Source organism: Hypericibacter sp., assembly GCF_050729195.1.
Taxonomy (GTDB): Bacteria; Pseudomonadota; Alphaproteobacteria; order Dongiales; family Dongiaceae; genus Hypericibacter.
This window is the reverse complement of the sequence record NZ_JBOHKS010000325.1, coordinates 1-18,489: the sequence shown is the minus strand read 5'-3', so window position 1 is coordinate 18,489 and position 18,489 is coordinate 1. Positions and strand designations below refer to the sequence as shown.

Sequence of the window (18,489 nt, the reverse complement as noted above, 5' to 3'; positions counted from 1 at the left end):
ACACTATGCCACAGGATCCTAAGAAGCCGCTCAGCGACATCGAAATCGCCCGCCAGGCAAAAATGCAGCGCATCGACCAGATCGCCGAGAAGGCGGGTATCCCGGATGACGCCCTCGAACCCTATGGCAAGACCATCGCCAAGGTCGACCTCGCCGCGATCCCCGGCATCGCCGAGCGGCCGGACGGCAAGCTGATCCTGGTCACCGCCATCAACCCGACCCCCGCCGGCGAAGGCAAGACCACCACCACGGTCGGCCTCGGCGACGGCCTCAACCGGATCGGCAAGAAGGCGATCATCTGTCTGCGCGAGCCCTCGCTCGGGCCCTGTTTCGGCGTGAAGGGCGGGGCCGCCGGCGGCGGCTATGCCCAGGTCGTGCCGATGGAGGACATCAACCTTCATTTCACCGGCGACTTCCATGCGATCGGCACCGCCAACAACCTGCTGGCGGCCCTGATCGACAACCACATCTATTGGGGCAACGAGCTCGGCATCGATCCGCGCCGGATCACCTGGCGCCGCGTGCTCGACATGAACGATCGTGCGCTGCGCTCGATCGTCTCCTCGCTGGGCGGTGTCGCCAACGGCTATCCGCGCGAGGATGGCTTCGACATCACGGTCGCCTCGGAAGTGATGGCGATCTTCTGCCTCGCGACCGATGTCGCCGACCTGACCCGCCGCCTCGGCAACATCGTCGTGGCCTATACCCGCGACCGCAAGCCGGTCTATGCCCGCGACCTCAAGGCCGAGGGTCCGATGACCGTGCTGCTCAAGGACGCGCTGGCGCCCAACCTGGTGCAGACGCTCGAGAACAACCCGGCCTTCATCCATGGCGGTCCGTTCGCGAACATCGCCCATGGCTGCAACTCGGTGATCGCCACCACCACCGCCCTCAAGCTGGCCGACTATGTCGTGACCGAAGCCGGCTTCGGTGCCGATCTGGGTGCGGAGAAGTTCTTCGACATCAAATGCCGCAAGACCGGCCTGAAGCCCGCCGCGGCCGTCATCGTCGCCACCGTGCGCGCGCTCAAGATGCATGGCGGCATCGCCAAGGAAGATCTCGGCAAGGAGAATATCGAGGCGTTGAAGAAGGGCATCGCCAATCTGGCGCGCCATATCGAGAACGTCAGGAGCTTCGGCGTTCCCCCGATCGTCGCGATCAACCGCTTCGTCGCCGACACCGACGCCGAGCTGGCCGCCCTCAAGCAGGCTTGCGCCGAACTCGGCACCGAAGCCATCGAATGCACCCATTGGGCCGATGGCAGCGCCGGCACCGAAGAGCTGGCAAGGAAGGTCGTCCAGATCGCCGAGAGCGGCAAATCCAATTTCCACACGCTCTATCCGGACGATATGCCCCTCTGGGACAAGGTCCGCACCATCGCGCAGAACCTCTATGGCGCGCAGGGCATCATCGCCGACAAGAAGATCCGCGACCAGTTCGCCGAGCTGCAGAAGGCGGGCTTCGGTCACTACCCGATCTGCGTCGCCAAGACCCAGTACAGCTTCTCGACCGATCCCAACCTCAAGGGCGCGCCGGCGAACCATGTGGTTCCCGTGCGCGAGGTGAAGCTCTCGGCCGGTGCCGAGTTCCTGGTGGTGATCTGCGGCGAGATCATGACCATGCCGGGCCTGCCCAAGGTCCCGTCGGCCAACTCCATCAAGCTCAACGCTCAGGGCGAGGTCGAAGGCCTGTTCTGATCGATCGGCAACCTGATTGCCGAATGTGAGCGGGCCGCTCCGGCAACAGGGCGGCCCGTTTCTTTTGTGCAGCCTCAGCGGATCGTGTAGCCGCCGTCCATGGCGAGAGCCTGGCCGGTGGTGAAGGCGGCATCGTCGGCGGCGAAATAGACCGCCGCCGAGGCGACCTCCTCCAGCCGGCCCGCGCGCGGGATCGCATGCATCAGCCGCTTGCGCCGCAACGCCTCTTCGGGATCGGCCTCCTGCTGCACCACCTGAAGGGCGAGCTCGGTCTCGACATAGCCGGGGCAGAGCGCGTTGACGCGCACGCCCTTGTCGGCGAAGTCGAGCGCCATGGCACGGACCATGCCGATGACGGCTGCCTTTGAGGTGCAGTAGGCGATGCGCTCCTTCTGCCCCACCAGCCCGTACATCGAGGAGACGGCCGTGATGGAGCCCTTGCCGGCCTTCAGGAGATGAGGCGCGGCGGCCTGGGCGCCGAGCAGGAGCGGGAGGATGTTGGCATCGGAGACACGCCGGAAATCTTCGGGCTTGATCGCAAAGATCGAGCCGACATGGCCGTCGCCGGAACTCACCAACAGGGTATCGAGGCCGCCCATGAAGGCGACCGCCTTGGCCGTGACGCGTGCGACGTCGCTTTCGATCGTGGCGTCGCCCGGCTCATAGCCCGCTTTCCCGAGTCGGGAGAGTTTGCTCACGGCTTCCTGCAGCCGGCTCTCGCGCCGGCCGGAAACGAAGACAGCGGCACCCTCGCGGGCATAGGCCTCGGCGCAAGCCAGGCCGATGCCGGTGCCGCCGCCATAGACCAGTGCGCATTTGCCTTGAAGACGTCCGCCCATCGCTTCCCCTCATCTTCCGGCGTCGCTTTGAATGCTCATAAAATCATTCTATTTCAACAAATTGCGTTTGTCTTGCCGGCCTGCATAGCGGCGGCTAATGTCGCCGCCATCCCTCCAGAACCCATTGCACCGGGAGACGTGAATGTCCGCAGCGCTGTCGATCGACATGGTCAAGGATCAGGCCTCGCGCCTGACCTTCCGCAACCAGGCCTTCATCAACGGCAAATATGTGCCCGCGGCCTCCGGCAAGACCTTCGACTGCGTCAACCCGGCGACGGGCAAGTCGATCACCCAGATCGCGGAGGGCGACAAGGAAGACGTGGATCGCGCCGTCAAGGCCGCCCGCGCGGCCTTCGACAAGGGCAGCTGGTCGCGGATGGCGCCGACCGCGCGCAAGAAGATCCTGATGAAGTTCGCCGAGTTGATCGAGAAGCACACCACCGAGCTGGCGCTGCTCGAGACCATGGATATGGGCAAGCCGATCCGCGACAGCTCGCGCATCGACATCCCGCTCGCCGCCCAGGCGATCGGCTGGTACGCCGAAGCCATCGACAAGATCTATGACGAGATCGCGCCGACCGGCCGCGAGGCCGTCTCGCTGATCCGCCGCGAGCCGGTGGGCGTCGTCGCGGCCGTGGTGCCGTGGAATTTCCCGCTGCTGATGGCCTCCTGGAAGATCGGTCCGGCGCTCGCGACCGGCAACTCGATGGTGGTGAAGCCGGCCGAGCAGTCGCCGCTCACGGTCATCCGCATCGCTGAGCTCGCGGCGGAGGCGGGCCTTCCTGAAGGTGTCTTCAACGTCGTGCCGGGCTTCGGCGAGACGGCGGGCCAGGCGCTGGGCCGCCATATGGACGTCGATTGCGTGACCTTCACCGGCTCGACCGAGGTGGGCAAGTTCTTCCTGCGCTATGCCGGCGAGTCCAACATGAAGCAGGTCTCGCTCGAGTGCGGCGGCAAGTCGCCCAACATCATCATGGCCGATGCGCCCGATCTCGACGCCGCCGCGACCGCAGCCGCCTGGGGCATCTTCTTCAACCAGGGCGAGGTCTGCAATGCGGGCTCGCGCCTGATCGTCGAAGAGTCGGTCAAGGACCAGGTGCTCGAAAAGGTGATGGCGGTCGGCAAGAAGCTGGTGCCGGGCGATCCGCTCGATCCCAAGACCGGCATGGGCGCCATCGTCGACAAGACGCAGATGGAGCGCGTTCTCGGCTATATCGATGCCGGCAAGAAGGAGGGCGCCAGGCTCGCCATGGGCGGCAACCGCGTGAAGACCGAGAGCGGCGGCTATTACGTCGAGCCGACCGTGTTCGACAAGGTCGACAACAAGATGAAGATCGCCCAGGAAGAGATCTTCGGGCCGGTGCTCTCGACCATCACCTTCAAGACGCCGGAAGAGGCGGTGAAGATCGGCAACGACACGATCTATGGCCTCGCGGCCGCAATCTGGACCAAGGACATCACCAAGGCCTTCAAGGTCTCGGATGCGCTGCGGGCCGGCGTGGTGTGGGTCAATTGCTTCGACAACGGCCACATCTCCTCGCCCTTCGGCGGCTTCAAGCAGTCGGGCTTCGGCCGCGACAAGTCGCTCCATGCGATGGACAAATATTCGCAGCTCAAGGCGACCTGGATCCATATCGGCGCCTGAGCCCGAGGGTCTCGATCCAGTTTCAACTTGCACGGGGAGGCGGGCGACCGCCTCCCCGTTTGCATTAGGAAAGAAGAACGGGAGGAAGCGATGGGGTTGAAGGGCAAGTCGGTCCTGGTGACGGGAGCCACCTCGGGCATCGGTGCGGCCATCGCGCGTGCGGCGGCGGCGGAGGGCGCGCGGCTGATGCTTACCGGCCGCTCCACCGAGCGCGGCGAGGCAGTTCGCCGGGACTGCGGCGGGGATGCGAAATTCCTGGCCGCGGACGTGACGCAGAAGGGCGTGGCGGAGCGTCTCGTGGATGAGACCGTCAAGCAGTTCGGGCGGATCGACGTTCTGATCAACAATGCCGGCGTCGAGGCCCGCGGCACGATCGAAACCGTCAGTGACGAGGACTGGCATCATGTCCTCTCGGTCAATGTGACGGGCGTGTTCTATATGGCGCGGGCCGCGGTTCGCGCGATGAAGCGCCAAGGTGGCGGCGTCATCGTCAATATGGGCTCGGACTGGTCGGTGGTGGGCGGGCGCCAGGCCTTCGCCTACTGTGCCAGCAAGGGTGCCGTGGCGCAGATGACGCGCGCCATGGCGCTCGATCACGCGCGAGAAGGCATTCGTGTCAACTGTCTCTGTCCGGGCGACACGGAGACACCGATGCTGGTCTCGGGTCTGCAGGTCCGCACCGGCGATGTCGTTCATGGGCTGAAGGCGCTGGGCGAGGGGCTGCCCCTGGGCCGCGTCGGCAAGCCCGAGGAGATCGCCAAGGCCGCTCTGTTCCTGGCCTCCGACGATTCCTCCTTCATGACCGGCAGCCTGATGCTGGTCGATGGCGGCAACACCGCGGGCTGAGCGTCAGGACGCGCCGTATTTCGAGCGCAGCAGCTTCTTGTCGGTCTTGCCAACGCTCGTCTTCTCGATCGCGGTGACGAACAGGAAGCGCTCGGGAATCGCATATTTCGGCAAATAGCCGGTCTCGCAATGCGCCTGCAGATGGTGCTGCAGCGCTTCCGCGGTGAGCGCCGCTTCATGCCCGGGCCGCGGCACGACCAGCGCCAGCGGCCGCTCGCCCCATTTCGCATCCTTCACACCGATGACCGCGACCTCGGCCACGGCCGGGTGCTGCGAGATCAGGCTTTCCAGCTCCAGCGACGAAACCCATTCGCCGCCGGTCTTGATCACGTCCTTGATGCGATCGGTGATCTGCAGATAGCCGTCGGGCCCGCGGGTGGCGACGTCCTGCGTGTGGAGATAGCCGCCGCGCCACAGGATCTCGGAATTGACCGGATCATGCAGATAGCCCTGGGTCAGCCAGGGCGCGCGAACCACCAGCTCGCCGACCGATTTGCCGTCCGCCGGCAGCTCGTTCATCTCGGCATCGACGATCTTGATCTCCACCAGCGCGATCGGCAGCCCGGTCCGGCAACGGATCGCGAGCTCTTCCTCGTCGGACAAGACGCCCTGGTCCTCCGGCTTGACCTGGGAGGAGGTCAGGATCGGGCAGGTCTCCGACATGCCATAGCCGCACCAGATGTCGATGCCCCGGCTGCGCGCAGCGCGCGCCAGGCCCTTGGGCAGGGCCGATCCGCCGACCACGACCTTCCAGCCATGGAGGTCGGCGCTCGCGGCCTCGGGGCAGCTCAGCACCATCTGCATGATCGCCGGCACGCAATGAGAGTAGGTGACGCGCTCCTTGACGAAGAGCTTCACGATCTGGTCGGGTTGATAGCGGCCGGGATAGACCTGCTTCACGCCATAGAGGGTGGCGAGATAGGGAAAGCCCCAGGCATGGACATGGAACATCGGCGTCAGCGGCATATAGACGTCGCCGCGATGGAAGGACTGTCCGCCGGGATGGCTGCCCGAGGTGACTCCCACCGCCAGGGTGTGCAGCACCAGCTGGCGATGGCTGAAATAGACCGCTTTCGGCAGTCCCGTCGTGCCGGTCGTGTAGAAGGTGGTGGCGCGCGTGTTCTCGTCGAAGTCGGGAAAGTCGTAGCTCGGCGACGCCGTTGCCAGCAGTGCCTCATACTCGCCGGCAAAGCGCGCCGGGTCCTCGGCAATGGCCGCGCCATCGGCGATCAGGACGAAGCGCTTGATCGTCGTCAGCCGGTCGCGGATGGATTCGAGGACCGGCAGGAAATCCGCATGGACCAGCAGAACGTCCGCCTGGGCGTGGTCGAGGCAATAGAGGATCTGCTCGGGCGCCAGGCGCACATTCGCGGTCATCAGCACCGCGCTCATCATCGGCACGGCGAAATAGGTCTCGAGATAGCGGTGGCTGTCCCAGTCCATCACGGCGACGGTGTCGCCGGGGCCGACGCCCAGGTCCGATAGCGCGTTGGCAAGGCGCGAGATGCGGCCGCGCAGATCGCGGTAGCGATAACGCAAGCGGTCGCGATAGACGATTTCCTGGTCGGGCGTCGTCGCCAGCGGCGTCAACAGAAGCTGCTTGATCAGCAATGGATAGGCGTAAGCCGATGGCGTCGTCTCGACCAAATCGGTCGGCATGCTGCCCCCAAAATCAAGTCAGCGGCGACTGTTTCCTGTCGTCGCCTTGCCGTCAATCCGGACATCCCCAGAGACGAGTATGGCATGGGGCTTGGACGGGAATGTAGGCCCATGACGAAGGCCGGTTCGATTTTCGAGCCCTGCCGGTCATTGGTTGTCCGGTCAGGGTCGCGGTCCTATTGCGAAGCGTCGGGCAGATGCTTGAAAAAGAAGGTGGTATCCGCAAGCTCTCCACCCGGCAGACGGGCATGGCGCGGCATGATGCCGAGGACCTGATAGCCCAACCGGCGGTAGAGCCGGTCCGCGGCGCTCCCGGTCTCGGTGTCGAGAACGAGAAGCGACCGCCCCAGCCGTCGCGCTTCCGCCTCGACGGCCTGCATCAGGACCGTGGCGATTCCCTGCTGACGCGCAGAACGCAACACCAGGAGCTTGGAAATATCGACGCGATGGTCCTGGTTGGGCTGGGGTGCCGGAATCAACTGCACGGTCCCCACCAGACGGCCGCCGCTCTCGATTGCCAGAAGAAGAATCTCGCCCGCACCGATTCGAGCAATGACCCGATCCCAATAGCGGCGCGCATCCGGCAGCCCGAACGGCCAGAGGAAATTAACCGAGGTGCCGCCCGCGACCGCGTCGACCAGAATCCCGGCGAGTTCCTCGCTCCGCCCCGCCGCGGCATTGGCATCGAGCTTGATTGGTTTCTGCGAAGAAACCGAGGGATTGGCGATCATGATTCGCGAGAGATCCGTAAGAGGCCGCGCGTCACTCCGACCAGTTGCGGCCGTCGAGCGTCAGCAGCGCCGTATAGAGCTCGGGCCGGCGGTCGCGGAACAAACCCCAGGACGCCCGCTGGCCGCGAATCTTGTCGAGATCGAAGCTGGCCGTGAGAATCGACTCCTCGTCGCGACCCGCTTCCGCGATCTTCTCACCCTGCGGACCGGCGATGAAGGACGAGCCATAGAAGGTCTGGGCGAAATTGTCGCCCTGCTCGGTCCCGATCCGGTTGGAGGCCACCAGCGGCATCATGTTGGCGCCGGCATGGCCCTGCATCACGCGCTGCCAATGGTCGCGGCTGTCGATGCCGCTGTCCTGCGGCTCCGACCCGATCGCGGTCGGATAGAACAGGATTTCCGCCCCTTGCAGCGCCATGGAGCGCGCGCATTCCGGAAACCACTGGTCCCAGCAGATGCCGACGCCGATCGGCGCGTAGCGCGTCTCGAACACGCGGAAACCCGTATCGCCGGGATTGAAGTAGAATTTCTCCTGATAGCCAGGCCCGTCGGGAATGTGGCTCTTGCGATAGAGACCGAGCGTCTCGCCATCCGCGTCGAGCACCATGACCGAGTTGAAATAGGCGTTGTTCGCGCGCTCGAAGAAGCTGACCGGCAGCACGATCGAGAGCTCCTTCGCCAGCGCGCTCATGCGGGCGATGACCGGATTGCCGACGGCAGGCTTGGCCAAGCCGAAGAGCGACTGTTTCTGGTCACGGCAGAAATAGGGCGTCTCGAACAGCTCCTGCAGCAGGATGATCTGCGCGCCCTTGGCCGCCGCCCGGCGTACCAGCGTCTCGGCCTTGTCGATATTGGCGGCGCTGTCGGACTGGCAGGCGAACTGGGTGGCGGCGACGGTGACGTGACTCATGGATCATCCTGGCGTTGGCGGCGAAGCGCGACAGGAGGAATTAGAGCCGAGCCCGCGGGGCCTCCGCAAGCGGCAGATCGGGGGCCATTCGTCGCCCATCGTGAGGGAGAGAGTCGAGTGCCGTCCGGAGACGGGTCATCGGCCGATCAGAGCGCGGCGCGCTGCCAGCCGTCGGGACCGTAGAGCTCGATCGGGCGGAAGCGCGACTTGTATTCCATCTTGCGGCTGCCCTCGACCCAATAGCCGAGATAGACATAGGGCAGGCCCCAGCGCTGCGCTTCGCGGATCAGCCAGACGACCACATAACTGCCAAGGCTGCGCGCCGGCAGATCGGGGTCGAAGAAGCTGTAGACGGCCGAGACGCCGTCCTTGGTCCAGTCCGTCAGGCAGCAGGCCATCAGGGTTCCTGAGGGCGCGCGCAGCTCGACGATGCGCGTGTCGAGCGGGCTGGTCTCGATCATCGCGCCATATTCCTGCAGATTCATGCCGAGCATCTCGCCGTCGCTGTGGCGATGCTCGAGATAGCGGCTGAAGAGGCGGTACTGCTCCTGCGTGGCGCGGGCGGGCCGCACCGCGCTGCGGAGATCCTCGTTGCGGCGCTCGATCCGGCGCAAGGTGCGGCCGGGATCGTACTCACCCGCCACCACGCGCACCGGCACGCAAGCCTGGCAGCCGCGGCAGGCGGGCCGATAGGCGATGCCATGGCTCCGGCGGAAACCGGCGCGCGACAAGGTCTCGTAGGTGTCGGCCGCAGCCGGGCCCGACAGCTCCGTCACGACCTTCCGCTCCATCCGCGCCGTCAGATAGGGGCAGGGGAGCTCGGTCGTGACGAGGAAGGGAAGGGGCCGGGTGCGATTGAGGATGCTCATGGCAGGCGGATCTTGGGCCTTTGGCAGGGCGGAACCAGCCGCCCCAGGGTCGCCAGTTCAACCCCCCTACATTAGCGGATTCTGGGGCAATCACCAGCACCCGGCGGGCGCTTGGGATCGGGCCGTTTCCGGGCATGGCCGGTCTGGCGGCAGGCCATTAGGATAACGTCGGTTTTGGGGGATTCGGGCCCTTGGGCGTCAGCGCCCAGGGGAAAGGTTAAGGCCGCGAACGCCGCCTGGGGGGCTCGTCCCTGTTGCCGAACTTCGTCTGCGTCGGCGCCGAGAGGCCGACACCACGCCGTTGTTCCGGATGCTGGAGCAGCATCGCGACGTCTTCATCCCGCGGCACAAGGAAACCCATTTCTTCACCGAGCAGTGGCACTGGAAGTCGGCCGCCTTCTACGAGGCGCAGCATTTCCTCGGCTGCGTGCAGGAACGGGCCGTGGACGAATCGACGCCGGACTATATGCGCTATCCCGAAGTGCCCGCGCGCCTCCAGGGCTACTTCAAGCTCCTGCCGCCGGGAAGCCTCGCCATCCAGACCGGCAATGCCTGGTCGAACGCCGTCATCGAGCGGCCGTCACGCTCGATCGATCGCCGTCTCCGGCATCTGGCGACGCATCTGACGGAGACGCTCGACGATGCGCTGCTGCAGCGGCTCTATCGCCAGGAGTTCAAGGACGAGATCGGGCGGCTCGAGGAATTTCTCGGCCGCGATCTCGCCCGCTGGCGGCACGACTGATCAGCCGCCGAGGCGCCCGGCACGAACCACGACGGTCCCCGATAGATAGTCATGCAGGGTCCGGCCGCGGCCGTTGAAGAGCGAGACCAGCAGGATCAGCGATCCCGTGAGCGCGATGGTGGTGAGGAAGAGGGCCGTCATCAGGAAGGCCTGAAGCAGGTCCGGGCGGGTCCCCGTCCAGTTGCGGACCTCGACGCCGGTAAGCCGCATGCCGATGGTCGCCGAACGCGGGCCGCTGACCTGAAGCGTGTGATAGGCGAGGGGAACCAGCGCCATGCCGAAGGGGAGCAGCGGCAGCAGGAGGCCCAGCGTCACCACCCCGGCGAAGACCAGCGCGAACCAGACCGCCACGCTGAGCAACCCGATCAGGATCAGATCGACGACATAGCCCAGCACGCGCCGCGAGCGGATGCCGTCGAACAGCATCGGATCCGACAGGGGCTCGATCACCGTCGGGCTTTCAGAATCATGCCAGCGGACTTCACCGGTGGCGACCGGCAGGCGATTGCTGAAGCTCATTGGTACAGTCCCTCCCAGGCCGATTTCCGTGGGAATTCCGGGCACATCCCGGGGACCCCTGGCGATCGACGGCTAAAAGATGGGAATGGCAAGGGGTTCTGACAAGACCGCGGCGGCGGTAGGGTCAAAACCGCCGTTACTGCTGGGGCTGCGGCGGCTGCTCGTTGAGCACCACGATGCTCAAGCGGCGATTGCGGGGCGAGCTGGGGTCGTCGGGCAACAACGGGTCGGTATCGGCCTTGCCGACCACATTGGCGATGCGGTCGGGCGACAGGCCCGCCGCCAGCAGCTCGCGCCGGCTGGCGTTGGCGCGGTCGGCCGAGAGTTCCCAGTTGCTGTAGCCGTTGTCGCTCTGGAAGGGCGTCGAATCGGTGTGGCCCGAGATCGAGATCTTATTGGGCATCTTCGACACGACCTGGGCCACCAGATCCAGCAGCTTCTTGGTGTAGTCCTCCATCTTGGCGCTGCCGCTGGAGAACATCGAGATGCGGTCCTGGTCGACCAGCTGGATACGCATGCCTTCGGGCGTACGGTCGATGATGAGGTTCTGGGCCAGGCTCTTGAGGTCGGGCACCTGCTGGATCGCCTGGCGCAACTGGTGCTCGGCCTGGCGGAACTGCTCGTCCTGGAGCTCCTTCAGCAGCTTCTGCGCTTCCTGGTCGCTGCTGCTGGCCTGTTGGGTGTCGGCGGCCTGCTGCTGGGCGGGCGCCGTCTGATCGGCGGTGTCGGTCTGGGCGGCCAGGGCCGCGCTGGCGGCACCGCCGGAATCGCCGTCGGTCTCAGCCGGCGGGGCGTCGATCTCGACCGTGACGCTGGGCGTGGAGTTCTCGGCCACCATCGCGCCGTCGGTCGTGACGGTCTGGCCGCCCATCACGCCGTTCGAGCCGCTGCTCGAATCGGGCGCCACGCTGGGCGCGAAATAATTGGCGATGCCGATGCGCTGTTCTTCCGTGGTGGCGTTCAAGAGCCACAGCAGCAGGAAGAACGCCATCATCGCCGTCACGAAATCGGCATAGGCGACCTTCCAGGCACCGCCATGATGGCCGTGACCGCCGCCCTTCTTGACCTTCTTGATGATGATCGGCGGTTGATTGGTGCCGGGTGCGGCTTCGGCCATGGGGACGTACGGATCGGGTTGAGCGGCTTAGACGGCCGGCAACGCCGAAACCGCCTCCTCGACCTCGTAGAAGGTGGGCCGGACGTCAGACAGCAGCGCTTTGCGCGCGAACTCGACCGAGACGGCCGGGGGATAGCCTTGCATATGCGCCAGCAATCCGGCGCGGATGCATTGCAGATATTTGGCCTCGGCGTCGAAACGGGTCTTGAGGGCGGTGGCTGTCGGAGCCACGAAACCGTAAGACATCAACACGCCCATGAAGGTGCCCACCAGCGCGCCGCCGATCAGGTGGCCCAGCACTTCCGGGGGCTCCGTGATCGAGCCCATGGTGTGGATGACGCCCAGCACGGCCGCGACGATGCCGAGTGCAGGCATGCCGTCCGCCATGGTCTGGACCGCGTCGGAGATGACGTGCTGCTCCTTGTGATGGGTCTCGAGCTCCTCGTCGATGATCGATTCGACCTCGTGGGAGTTGTCGGTTCCGAGGGTCAGCATGCGCAGATAGTCGCAGAGGAAAACCATCGCGTGATGGTCCTTGGCGAAGTTCGGGAACTGCGCGAAGAGCGGGCTCTCGTCGGGCTTCTCGACATGGCCTTCGAGCGCCAGCATGCCCTTTGTCTTGGAGAGCTTGAAGATCTGGTAGAGCAGGCTCAGCAGCTCTACATAGCTGGCCTTGTTGTAGCGGGGCCCCTTGAGCAGGCCGATGGTGGCGGTCAGGGTCCGCTTCAGCACCGAGGGCGGGTTGGCGATGAGGAAGGCACCCAGGGCCGCGCCGGCAATGATCAGGACTTCGAAAGGCTGAAACAGCACGATCATGTGCCCGCCCGACGCCATATAGCCGCCGAAGACGCAGACAAGCACGACGACCGAGCCGATAATGAGAAACATGGGCCGCGATTCCCGGACGGGGTTTTTGTAATCCGTTGCTTGCCGTCGAGGGTGCGGGAATTGAGTTAAAAAGCAGTTTAGTCAGGCGAAATCGGCATTTAGATGAAGGGCCTGGAAAACCGGTGCAAGCCGGGCCCCGCGTCGAAGGCGGTTGCCGCCGGCCCTCATCATTAAACTGTAATGGCCTGATTTTGTGTAGAAATCTGACGCTTCCTGCCAGATCAGGCAAGCGCCTGCTGGAGGTCGGCGATCAGGTCTTCGCCATCTTCGATTCCGACGGAAAGCCGCACCAGCCCGTCGCCGATGCCGAGCTTGGCGCGCGCTTCGGCGGGCACCGACGAATGGGTCATGATGCCCGGATGCTCGATCAGGCTCTCGACCCCGCCGAGGCTCTCCGCCAGCGCGAAGATCCGGCAGCGTTCGAGGAAGCGCTTGGCGGCGGGGAGCCCGCCTTTGATCTCGGCCGAGACCATGCCGCCGAAGGCCGGCATCTGCCGCCGGGCGAGGGCATGCTGCGGATGGCTGGGCAGCCCCGGGTAATGCACCTTCTCGACGGCGGGATGTTTCTCGAGCCATTGCGCGATGGCGAGGGCGTTCTCGCAATGGCGTTCCATGCGCAAGGCCAGCGTCTTCAGCCCGCGCAAGGCGAGGAAGCTGTCGAACGGGCTCGAGACGCCGCCGATGGCGTTCTGCAGGAAGGCGAGGCGCTCGGCCAGATCCTTGTTCGGCCCGACGATGGCGACGCCGCCGATCATGTCGGAATGACCATTCAGATATTTGGTCGCGGAATGCATCACCAGGTCGAAGCCATGCTCGAGCGGCCGCTGCACCCAGGGGCTGGCGAAGGTGTTGTCGGCGACCGTGACGATGCCGCGCTTGCGCGCGACCTTCGCGATCGCCTCGAGATCGACCAGGCGCAAGAGCGGATTGGTCGGGCTCTCGACCCAGATCATCTTCGTGTCGGGCCGCAGCGCGGCTTCGAGCCGCGAGGCGTCGGTCAGGTCGACGAAGCTGACATCGAGATTGGCGCTGCGCGCGCGTACGCGGGTGAAGAGCCGCCGCGTGCCGCCATAGAGATCGTCCATCGCGACGATGTGCGAGCCGGCATCCAGGACCTCGAGGATGGTCGAGCTGGCGGCGAGCCCCGAGGCGAAGGCGAAGGCGGCGCTGCCGCTCTCGAGATCCGCGACGCAGCGCTCGAACGCCATGCGGGTCGGGTTCTGGCTGCGCGAATATTCGTAGCCCTTATGGACGCCGGGGCTTTCCTGGACATAGGTCGAGGTCGCATAGATCGGCATCATGATCGCGCCGGTCGAGGGATCGGGCGACTGGCCGGCATGGATGCCGCGGGTGGCGAAACCCAGTCGGTTGGGGCGGCCGGTGCGGCCGGCGCCATCGGAGGCGGTCATGAGGTCGGTCCTCGCTTCCTGAGGTCGGAGAGCTATTGCAGCTGGCGCCGCAGGTGATTGATGAGGTCGATGCGGGTGATGAGCCCGAGGAACTCGCCACCGCGCATGACGATGGCGACATGGTCGCGCGCGAAGATCGGCAGCAGGTCGTCCAGGCGCGCGCTCACGTCGATGGTGTCGAGCTTCGTCGTCATGGCGCTGCGGACCGGATTGCGGAAATGGCTCTTATCCTTGGCGACTGCCAGGAGCAGGTCGGACTCGTCCAGGATCCCGACCACCTTGCCGTCCGCCAGCACCGGCAATTGCGAGACCTCATAGAGCTTCATGCGGCCATAGGCGGTGAGGATCGAATCCTCGGGTCCGATCGTGACCGTCGCGCGGTCCGCATGGCGGCGCGAGATCAGGTCGCCCAGATCGCCCTTGCGCGGCCGGTCGAGCAGCCCCTGATCCGCCATCCAGAAATCATTGAACATCTTGGAGAGATATTTGTTGCCGCTGTCGCAGACGAGGGTCACGACCCGCTGCGGCCGGGTCTGGGCGCGGCAATAGCGCAAGGCACCGGACAGCAGGGTGCCGGTGGAAGAGCCCGCCAGCACGCCTTCGAGCCGTAGCAATTCGCGCGCCGCCGTCATCGCCTCGCGATCGTCGACGGTGAAGGCCTCCGAGACGAGCGAGAGATCGCAATTGGGCGGCACGAAATCCTCGCCGATGCCCTCCACCAGCCAGGAGCCGGCCTCGGTCATGTGGCCGGTCTTGATCAGCGGCGCCAGGACCGAGCCCTTGGGATCGGCCAGCACCATCTTGACGTTCGGCGCCGTCTTGCGGAAATAGCGCCCCAACCCGGTCAAGGTGCCGCCCGAGCCGACGCCGCAGACCACCGCGTCGAGCTGGCCCTCCATCTGCTGCCAGATCTCGGGGCCGGTGCCGGTCTCATGCGCCAGCGGGTTGGCGGGGTTGGCGAACTGGTTGACATAGAAGGCGCCCGGCGTCTCGCGCGTCAGCCGCGCCGCCATGTCCTGATAATATTCCGGATGGCCCTTGCCGACGTCCGAGCGCGTCATGCGCACCTCGGCGCCGAGCGCGCGCAGATGGAAGACTTTCTCCTGTGCCATCTTGTCGGGAATGACGAGCAGCAGGCGATAGCCCTTCTGGGACGCCACCAAGGCCAGGCCGAGGCCGGTATTGCCGGCGGTCGCCTCGATCAGCGTGCCGCCCGGCTTGAGGCTACCGTCGCGTTCGGCTGCTTCGATCATCGAGAGCGCGATGCGATCCTTGATCGAGCCGCCCGGATTCTGGTTCTCGCATTTGAGAAACAGGCGGCAGGGGCCAGTATCGAGCCGGCGGGCCTCGACCATCGGCGTGTTGCCGATCATCTCCAGGACGCTGCGGAAGGCGGGCATGGCGACACCTTGATCGGCGGTTGTTCTCCGGCCCGCGAGCGGCGCCGGCGGAGATCCTTGACCTTAAGGGTGGGCGATCGGGCGTCCGAGCGCAAGGGCGGCCGGGAGCCGTTCAATCGCGACGTTGGGCGAGGCTCAGACCGTCACTTCGCTTCTTCGATCGAGCGGCTGCTCAGGAGGCGGCAGGGGAATCCGGCGCCCTGGAGCTTGGCGACGATGTCGCGCACATGCTGAGCATTGCGGGTCTCGATCACGGCATCCACATCGGCGCGCTTGACCGGGAGGTCGTAGAACATGCGCTGGTGATGGATCTCGATGATGTTGCCGCCGCAATCGCCGATCGCGCGGGCGACGGCGGCGAGAACGCCCGGCTGGTCCGAAATCTCGACGCGCAATGTGATCACACGGCCGTCGCGCACCAGCCCGCGCATCAGCACCTGGGACAGCATGCGCGCATCGATATTGCCGCCGCAGATGACGGTGGCGACCTTGCGTCCCTTGAAGCGCCCGCCATGAGCGAGGAGGGCCGCCAGTCCCGCGGCACCGGCACCCTCGGCCACGAGCTTCTGGGATTCCACCAGAAGCTGGATCGCGCGCTCGATCGCATCCTCGTCGACCAGGAGGATGTCGGAGACCAGATCCTTGATGATGGCGCGGGTGAGATTGCCCGGCGACTTGACCGCGATGCCCTCGGCGATGGTGGCGCCCCCGGCGAGCGGCTTGTTCGAGCCGCGCACCGCCTCATACATCGAGGGATAGAGCGCGGCCTCGACCCCGACCAGCTCGATCGCGGGCTTGAGGGCCTTGAGCGCGGAGGCGATGCCGGCGATCAGGCCGCCGCCGCCGATCGGCACCACCACGGCATCGAGGTCGGGCCAATCCTCCATGAGCTCGAGGCCGATCGTGCCCTGGCCCGCGACGATCTTGGCGTCGTCATAGGGATGGACGAAGATCAGCCCCTCACGCTGCGCCAGCTCGCGCGCGAAGACGGCCGCGGAATCGATGCCGTCGCCTTCGAGCATGACGCGGGCGCCGAAAGCGCTGGTCCGTTCGACCTTGGTGAAGGGCGTGCCGCGCGGCATGATGATGGTGGCGGGAATGCCGAGGCGCTGTGCGTGATAGGCGACGCCCTGTGCGTGATTGCCGGCCGACATGGCGATGACGCCGGCCTTGGCTTCGGCGGCGGTGAGGCTGCTCAGCTTGTTATAGGCGCCGCGATCCTTGAAGGAACCGGTGAATTGCTGGTTCTCGAGCTTGAGCGTGAGGCGCGCGCAGCCGGTCGTCTCGGCGAGCCGCGGCGAATCCACGGCGGGTGTGCGCACCACATGGCCGGCGATGACCGCGGCCGCGTCGCGGATATGCTCGATCGTCACGCTCATGATGAAAATCCTAGGGCCCGGCCGGCTTCAGGGTCAGCTTGCCGCCGGCATCGTCGCCGACGATAGAGAGAGTTCCGCCGTCGCGCCAGAGGGGCAGGAGATCGCCATAATGCGGCGACAAGGGGTTCCCCGACTGGCCGCCGGCGATGACGAAGCGGGCGGCGTCGAGATCGGCCAGGTCATAGACGCCGCGGAATCCGGCGCCATGGATATGCGGAAAATCGTTGGGCGCCCGCCGCATGTCGGGGGAACCGCGATCGAGAGTGTCGTCGCCGCCGCCGGTCACCATCGGCCGGCTGGTCAGATCGGAGAGGATGGGCACATAGCGGAACAGCAGGTGGCCGAAGGGCGCGATATGGGTGCGTCCCCAGCGCCAGTCGGCGGGCTTGTCGCCGAAGCGCTTGGTCAGGACGGCGATCGTGTCGGCGAAGCTCGAGCGCACGATCTCCTCGCAGCCTTCGACCGCCGGCGTCACCGGATCGTCGCACCATTGCCGATCGGCGGGATTGGGGCCGAACATCACGCGATCGATGGTCGCCATGTTCCACCAGGCCCAGCTCGAATAGAGATCGCCCAACTCGTCCTTGAAGAGCTTCTGGCTGAGGATCGTGACCCAGGCGGCGAAGATGGTCGGCTCCGGGCGATCGGGCGCCATGCGATAATCCCAATCCGACAGAAGATGACGCGCCGCAATGGTCGCGATCGACCGGTTCGCGGCGCCGTCGTCGAGCATCGGCAGCAACTTCGGCAGCAAGGCGCGCGCGGCCGGCGAGAGCATGTCCATCTGGATCGCGGTCATGTCGGCGGGCGTGAAGAGTCGCTGGGGATCGGACAGCAGCTCGCGGATACGATCGACGCGATAGGAGGAATCGAAGCGCGCCGCGAGATGGGGCTGATAGCCTGGCGGGCGCACATCGTTGTTCGCCGTCGCCAGCAGCCCGTCGGCCGGATCGACCGATTGCGGCAGCTCGCGGGTCGGCAGGAATCCGGTCCAGTCATGATCGCCGGTCCAGCCCTCCACCGGCAGCTGGCTGAAATGATCCAGGGTCTTGCGCACCGGCACGCGGCCCGCGGCGATGAAACCGATATGGTCCTGGTCGGCATAGACGATGTTCTGCACCGGGCAATCGAACCGATCGAGCGCGGCGCGGAACGAGGCCGCATCGGCCGCGTGATTCATCAGCCAGAAGGCCTCGGGGGTTTGCGCGCCGGGCGCGAGACAGGCCCAGCCCAGCGCCACCATTTCATCCGGCTCGGCGATGGCGGCCTTGGCGCGGCCGATGTCGGAGATGATGGGGCCATGGCGCGTCTCGCGCACCGTCAGGATCTGGTCCGGCTCGTCGCGAACCTTGATCACCTCGTCTCGGGTGACGAAGGGTTTGGGACCGTCCGGCGTGAGATAGGAGCCTGGCGCACCGGGCGCCGGCTTCTCCAGGAACAGGTCCTGATTGTCCGCCATGGTGGTGGTGAAGCCCCAGGCGACATGGGCGTTGTGACCGAGGATGACGAAGGGCACGCCGGGCGCCGAAGCGCCGGCGACATGCAGGGTCGGTGTCTCGATGCGGACCAGATACCAGTAGCCTGGCAGCGAAAGATCCAGATGAGGATCGTTGGCGAGGAGCGGCTTGCCGCTGGCGCTGCGCCTGCCGGCAAGGACCCAATTGTTCGAGGCCCCCGGCATGGCGGGCAACAGCGACAGATCGCCCAGCGCCGATTGCCAGGAGGCGGGTGAACCGAGATCGGCGCTGCGCAACGCCGGCGGCTGCGACGGCCACAGCGATTCCAGTGCCGAGGGCGAAAGCCGGCGGGCCAAGGCGGCGCGCAAGGCCTCGTCGGTCC

The 18,489-nt window shown here is 65.8% G+C and carries 16 protein-coding genes; 4 read left to right on the top strand and 12 right to left on the bottom strand.

Annotation, left to right across the window (positions count from 1 at the left end; genetic code table 11):
* Nucleotides 1-5 precede the first annotated feature (5 nt).
* Nucleotides 6-1,697 (top strand): formate--tetrahydrofolate ligase, encoded by a 1,692-nt coding sequence (locus tag ACREE8_RS26230; RefSeq protein WP_431575977.1) that lies wholly within the window; start codon nucleotides 6-8, stop codon nucleotides 1,695-1,697.
* A 74-nt stretch (nucleotides 1,698-1,771) separates the two neighbouring features.
* Here ACREE8_RS26230 and ACREE8_RS26225 read toward each other — a convergent pair whose 3' ends face one another.
* Nucleotides 1,772-2,536 carry an SDR family NAD(P)-dependent oxidoreductase gene (locus ACREE8_RS26225; protein ID WP_431575976.1) on the bottom strand — a complete coding sequence of 255 codons (765 nt, stop codon included), beginning with the start codon at nucleotides 2,534-2,536 and terminating at the stop codon, nucleotides 1,772-1,774.
* 142 nt (nucleotides 2,537-2,678) lie between these two features.
* On the opposite strand from ACREE8_RS26225, the gene ACREE8_RS26220 reads away from it, so the two are divergent.
* Nucleotides 2,679-4,181: an aldehyde dehydrogenase gene (locus ACREE8_RS26220; protein WP_431575975.1), complete on the top strand. Its 1,503-nt coding sequence runs from the start codon at nucleotides 2,679-2,681 to the stop codon at nucleotides 4,179-4,181.
* Between the two features lie 90 nt (nucleotides 4,182-4,271).
* The gene (locus ACREE8_RS26215) at nucleotides 4,272-5,027 is read left to right on the top strand and encodes an SDR family NAD(P)-dependent oxidoreductase (protein WP_431575974.1); all 756 of its coding nucleotides are present in this window, start codon (nucleotides 4,272-4,274) and stop codon (nucleotides 5,025-5,027) included.
* A 3-nt stretch (nucleotides 5,028-5,030) separates the two neighbouring features.
* Here the strand turns inward: ACREE8_RS26215 and ACREE8_RS26210 are convergent, their stop codons facing one another.
* From ACREE8_RS26210 to ACREE8_RS26195, 4 genes are all read right to left on the bottom strand, one after another.
* Nucleotides 5,031-6,686 carry a fatty acid--CoA ligase gene (locus ACREE8_RS26210; protein WP_431575973.1) on the bottom strand — a complete coding sequence of 552 codons (1,656 nt, stop codon included), beginning with the start codon at nucleotides 6,684-6,686 and terminating at the stop codon, nucleotides 5,031-5,033.
* A gap of 176 nt (nucleotides 6,687-6,862) precedes the next feature.
* Nucleotides 6,863-7,417: an N-acetyltransferase family protein gene (locus ACREE8_RS26205; protein ID WP_431575972.1), complete on the bottom strand. Its 555-nt coding sequence runs from the start codon at nucleotides 7,415-7,417 to the stop codon at nucleotides 6,863-6,865.
* A gap of 31 nt (nucleotides 7,418-7,448) precedes the next feature.
* The gene (aguB, locus tag ACREE8_RS26200; protein ID WP_431575971.1) at nucleotides 7,449-8,327 is read right to left on the bottom strand and encodes an N-carbamoylputrescine amidase; all 879 of its coding nucleotides are present in this window, start codon (nucleotides 8,325-8,327) and stop codon (nucleotides 7,449-7,451) included.
* A gap of 146 nt (nucleotides 8,328-8,473) precedes the next feature.
* On the bottom strand, nucleotides 8,474-9,196 hold the full coding sequence (locus ACREE8_RS26195; protein ID WP_151177945.1) for an arginyltransferase: 723 nt from the start codon (nucleotides 9,194-9,196) through the stop codon (nucleotides 8,474-8,476).
* Nucleotides 9,197-9,506: 310 nt separating this feature from the next.
* Between ACREE8_RS26195 and ACREE8_RS26190 the strand changes: the two genes are divergently transcribed.
* The gene (locus tag ACREE8_RS26190) at nucleotides 9,507-9,938 is read left to right on the top strand and encodes a hypothetical protein (RefSeq protein WP_431575970.1); all 432 of its coding nucleotides are present in this window, start codon (nucleotides 9,507-9,509) and stop codon (nucleotides 9,936-9,938) included.
* Here the strand turns inward: ACREE8_RS26190 and ACREE8_RS26185 are convergent, their stop codons facing one another.
* The 7 genes from ACREE8_RS26185 to ACREE8_RS26155 all read right to left on the bottom strand — a co-directional run.
* Nucleotides 9,939-10,457: an RDD family protein gene (locus ACREE8_RS26185; RefSeq protein ID WP_431575969.1), complete on the bottom strand. Its 519-nt coding sequence runs from the start codon at nucleotides 10,455-10,457 to the stop codon at nucleotides 9,939-9,941.
* Nucleotides 10,458-10,593: 136 nt separating this feature from the next.
* Entirely contained in the window at nucleotides 10,594-11,574 is a 981-nt protein-coding gene (locus tag ACREE8_RS26180; RefSeq protein WP_431575968.1) for a flagellar motor protein MotB, read from the bottom strand.
* Nucleotides 11,575-11,601: 27 nt separating this feature from the next.
* Nucleotides 11,602-12,462 (bottom strand): flagellar motor stator protein MotA, encoded by an 861-nt coding sequence (gene motA, locus ACREE8_RS26175; RefSeq protein ID WP_431575967.1) that lies wholly within the window; start codon nucleotides 12,460-12,462, stop codon nucleotides 11,602-11,604.
* Nucleotides 12,463-12,683: 221 nt separating this feature from the next.
* Nucleotides 12,684-13,871 carry a cystathionine gamma-synthase gene (locus ACREE8_RS26170; protein ID WP_431575966.1) on the bottom strand — a complete coding sequence of 396 codons (1,188 nt, stop codon included), beginning with the start codon at nucleotides 13,869-13,871 and terminating at the stop codon, nucleotides 12,684-12,686.
* A 32-nt stretch (nucleotides 13,872-13,903) separates the two neighbouring features.
* Nucleotides 13,904-15,271, bottom strand: coding sequence for a pyridoxal-phosphate dependent enzyme (locus tag ACREE8_RS26165; protein ID WP_431575965.1), 1,368 nt, complete (start codon nucleotides 15,269-15,271; stop codon nucleotides 13,904-13,906).
* 143 nt (nucleotides 15,272-15,414) lie between these two features.
* Nucleotides 15,415-16,650, bottom strand: a complete 1,236-nt coding sequence (locus tag ACREE8_RS26160; protein ID WP_431575964.1) for a threonine ammonia-lyase — start codon at nucleotides 16,648-16,650, stop codon at nucleotides 15,415-15,417.
* A gap of 10 nt (nucleotides 16,651-16,660) precedes the next feature.
* Nucleotides 16,661-18,489, bottom strand: a 1,829-nt coding sequence (locus tag ACREE8_RS26155; RefSeq protein WP_431575963.1) for a penicillin acylase family protein, incomplete at its 5' end; no start/stop codon positions are given.

Coding starts and splice junctions, on each gene's coding strand:
- ACREE8_RS26230 (WP_431575977.1), top strand. CDS start 6: ATGCCACAGGATCCTAAGAAGCCGCTCAGCGACATCGAAATCGCCCGC.
- ACREE8_RS26225 (WP_431575976.1), bottom strand. CDS start 2,536: ATGGGCGGACGTCTTCAAGGCAAATGCGCACTGGTCTATGGCGGCGGC.
- ACREE8_RS26220 (WP_431575975.1), top strand. CDS start 2,679: ATGTCCGCAGCGCTGTCGATCGACATGGTCAAGGATCAGGCCTCGCGC.
- ACREE8_RS26215 (WP_431575974.1), top strand. CDS start 4,272: ATGGGGTTGAAGGGCAAGTCGGTCCTGGTGACGGGAGCCACCTCGGGC.
- ACREE8_RS26210 (WP_431575973.1), bottom strand. CDS start 6,686: ATGCCGACCGATTTGGTCGAGACGACGCCATCGGCTTACGCCTATCCA.
- ACREE8_RS26205 (WP_431575972.1), bottom strand. CDS start 7,417: ATGATCGCCAATCCCTCGGTTTCTTCGCAGAAACCAATCAAGCTCGAT.
- aguB (WP_431575971.1), bottom strand. CDS start 8,327: ATGAGTCACGTCACCGTCGCCGCCACCCAGTTCGCCTGCCAGTCCGAC.
- ACREE8_RS26195 (WP_151177945.1), bottom strand. CDS start 9,196: ATGAGCATCCTCAATCGCACCCGGCCCCTTCCCTTCCTCGTCACGACC.
- ACREE8_RS26190 (WP_431575970.1), top strand. CDS start 9,507: ATGCTGGAGCAGCATCGCGACGTCTTCATCCCGCGGCACAAGGAAACC.
- ACREE8_RS26185 (WP_431575969.1), bottom strand. CDS start 10,457: ATGAGCTTCAGCAATCGCCTGCCGGTCGCCACCGGTGAAGTCCGCTGG.
- ACREE8_RS26180 (WP_431575968.1), bottom strand. CDS start 11,574: ATGGCCGAAGCCGCACCCGGCACCAATCAACCGCCGATCATCATCAAG.
- motA (WP_431575967.1), bottom strand. CDS start 12,462: ATGTTTCTCATTATCGGCTCGGTCGTCGTGCTTGTCTGCGTCTTCGGC.
- ACREE8_RS26170 (WP_431575966.1), bottom strand. CDS start 13,871: ATGACCGCCTCCGATGGCGCCGGCCGCACCGGCCGCCCCAACCGACTG.
- ACREE8_RS26165 (WP_431575965.1), bottom strand. CDS start 15,271: ATGCCCGCCTTCCGCAGCGTCCTGGAGATGATCGGCAACACGCCGATG.
- ACREE8_RS26160 (WP_431575964.1), bottom strand. CDS start 16,650: ATGAGCGTGACGATCGAGCATATCCGCGACGCGGCCGCGGTCATCGCC.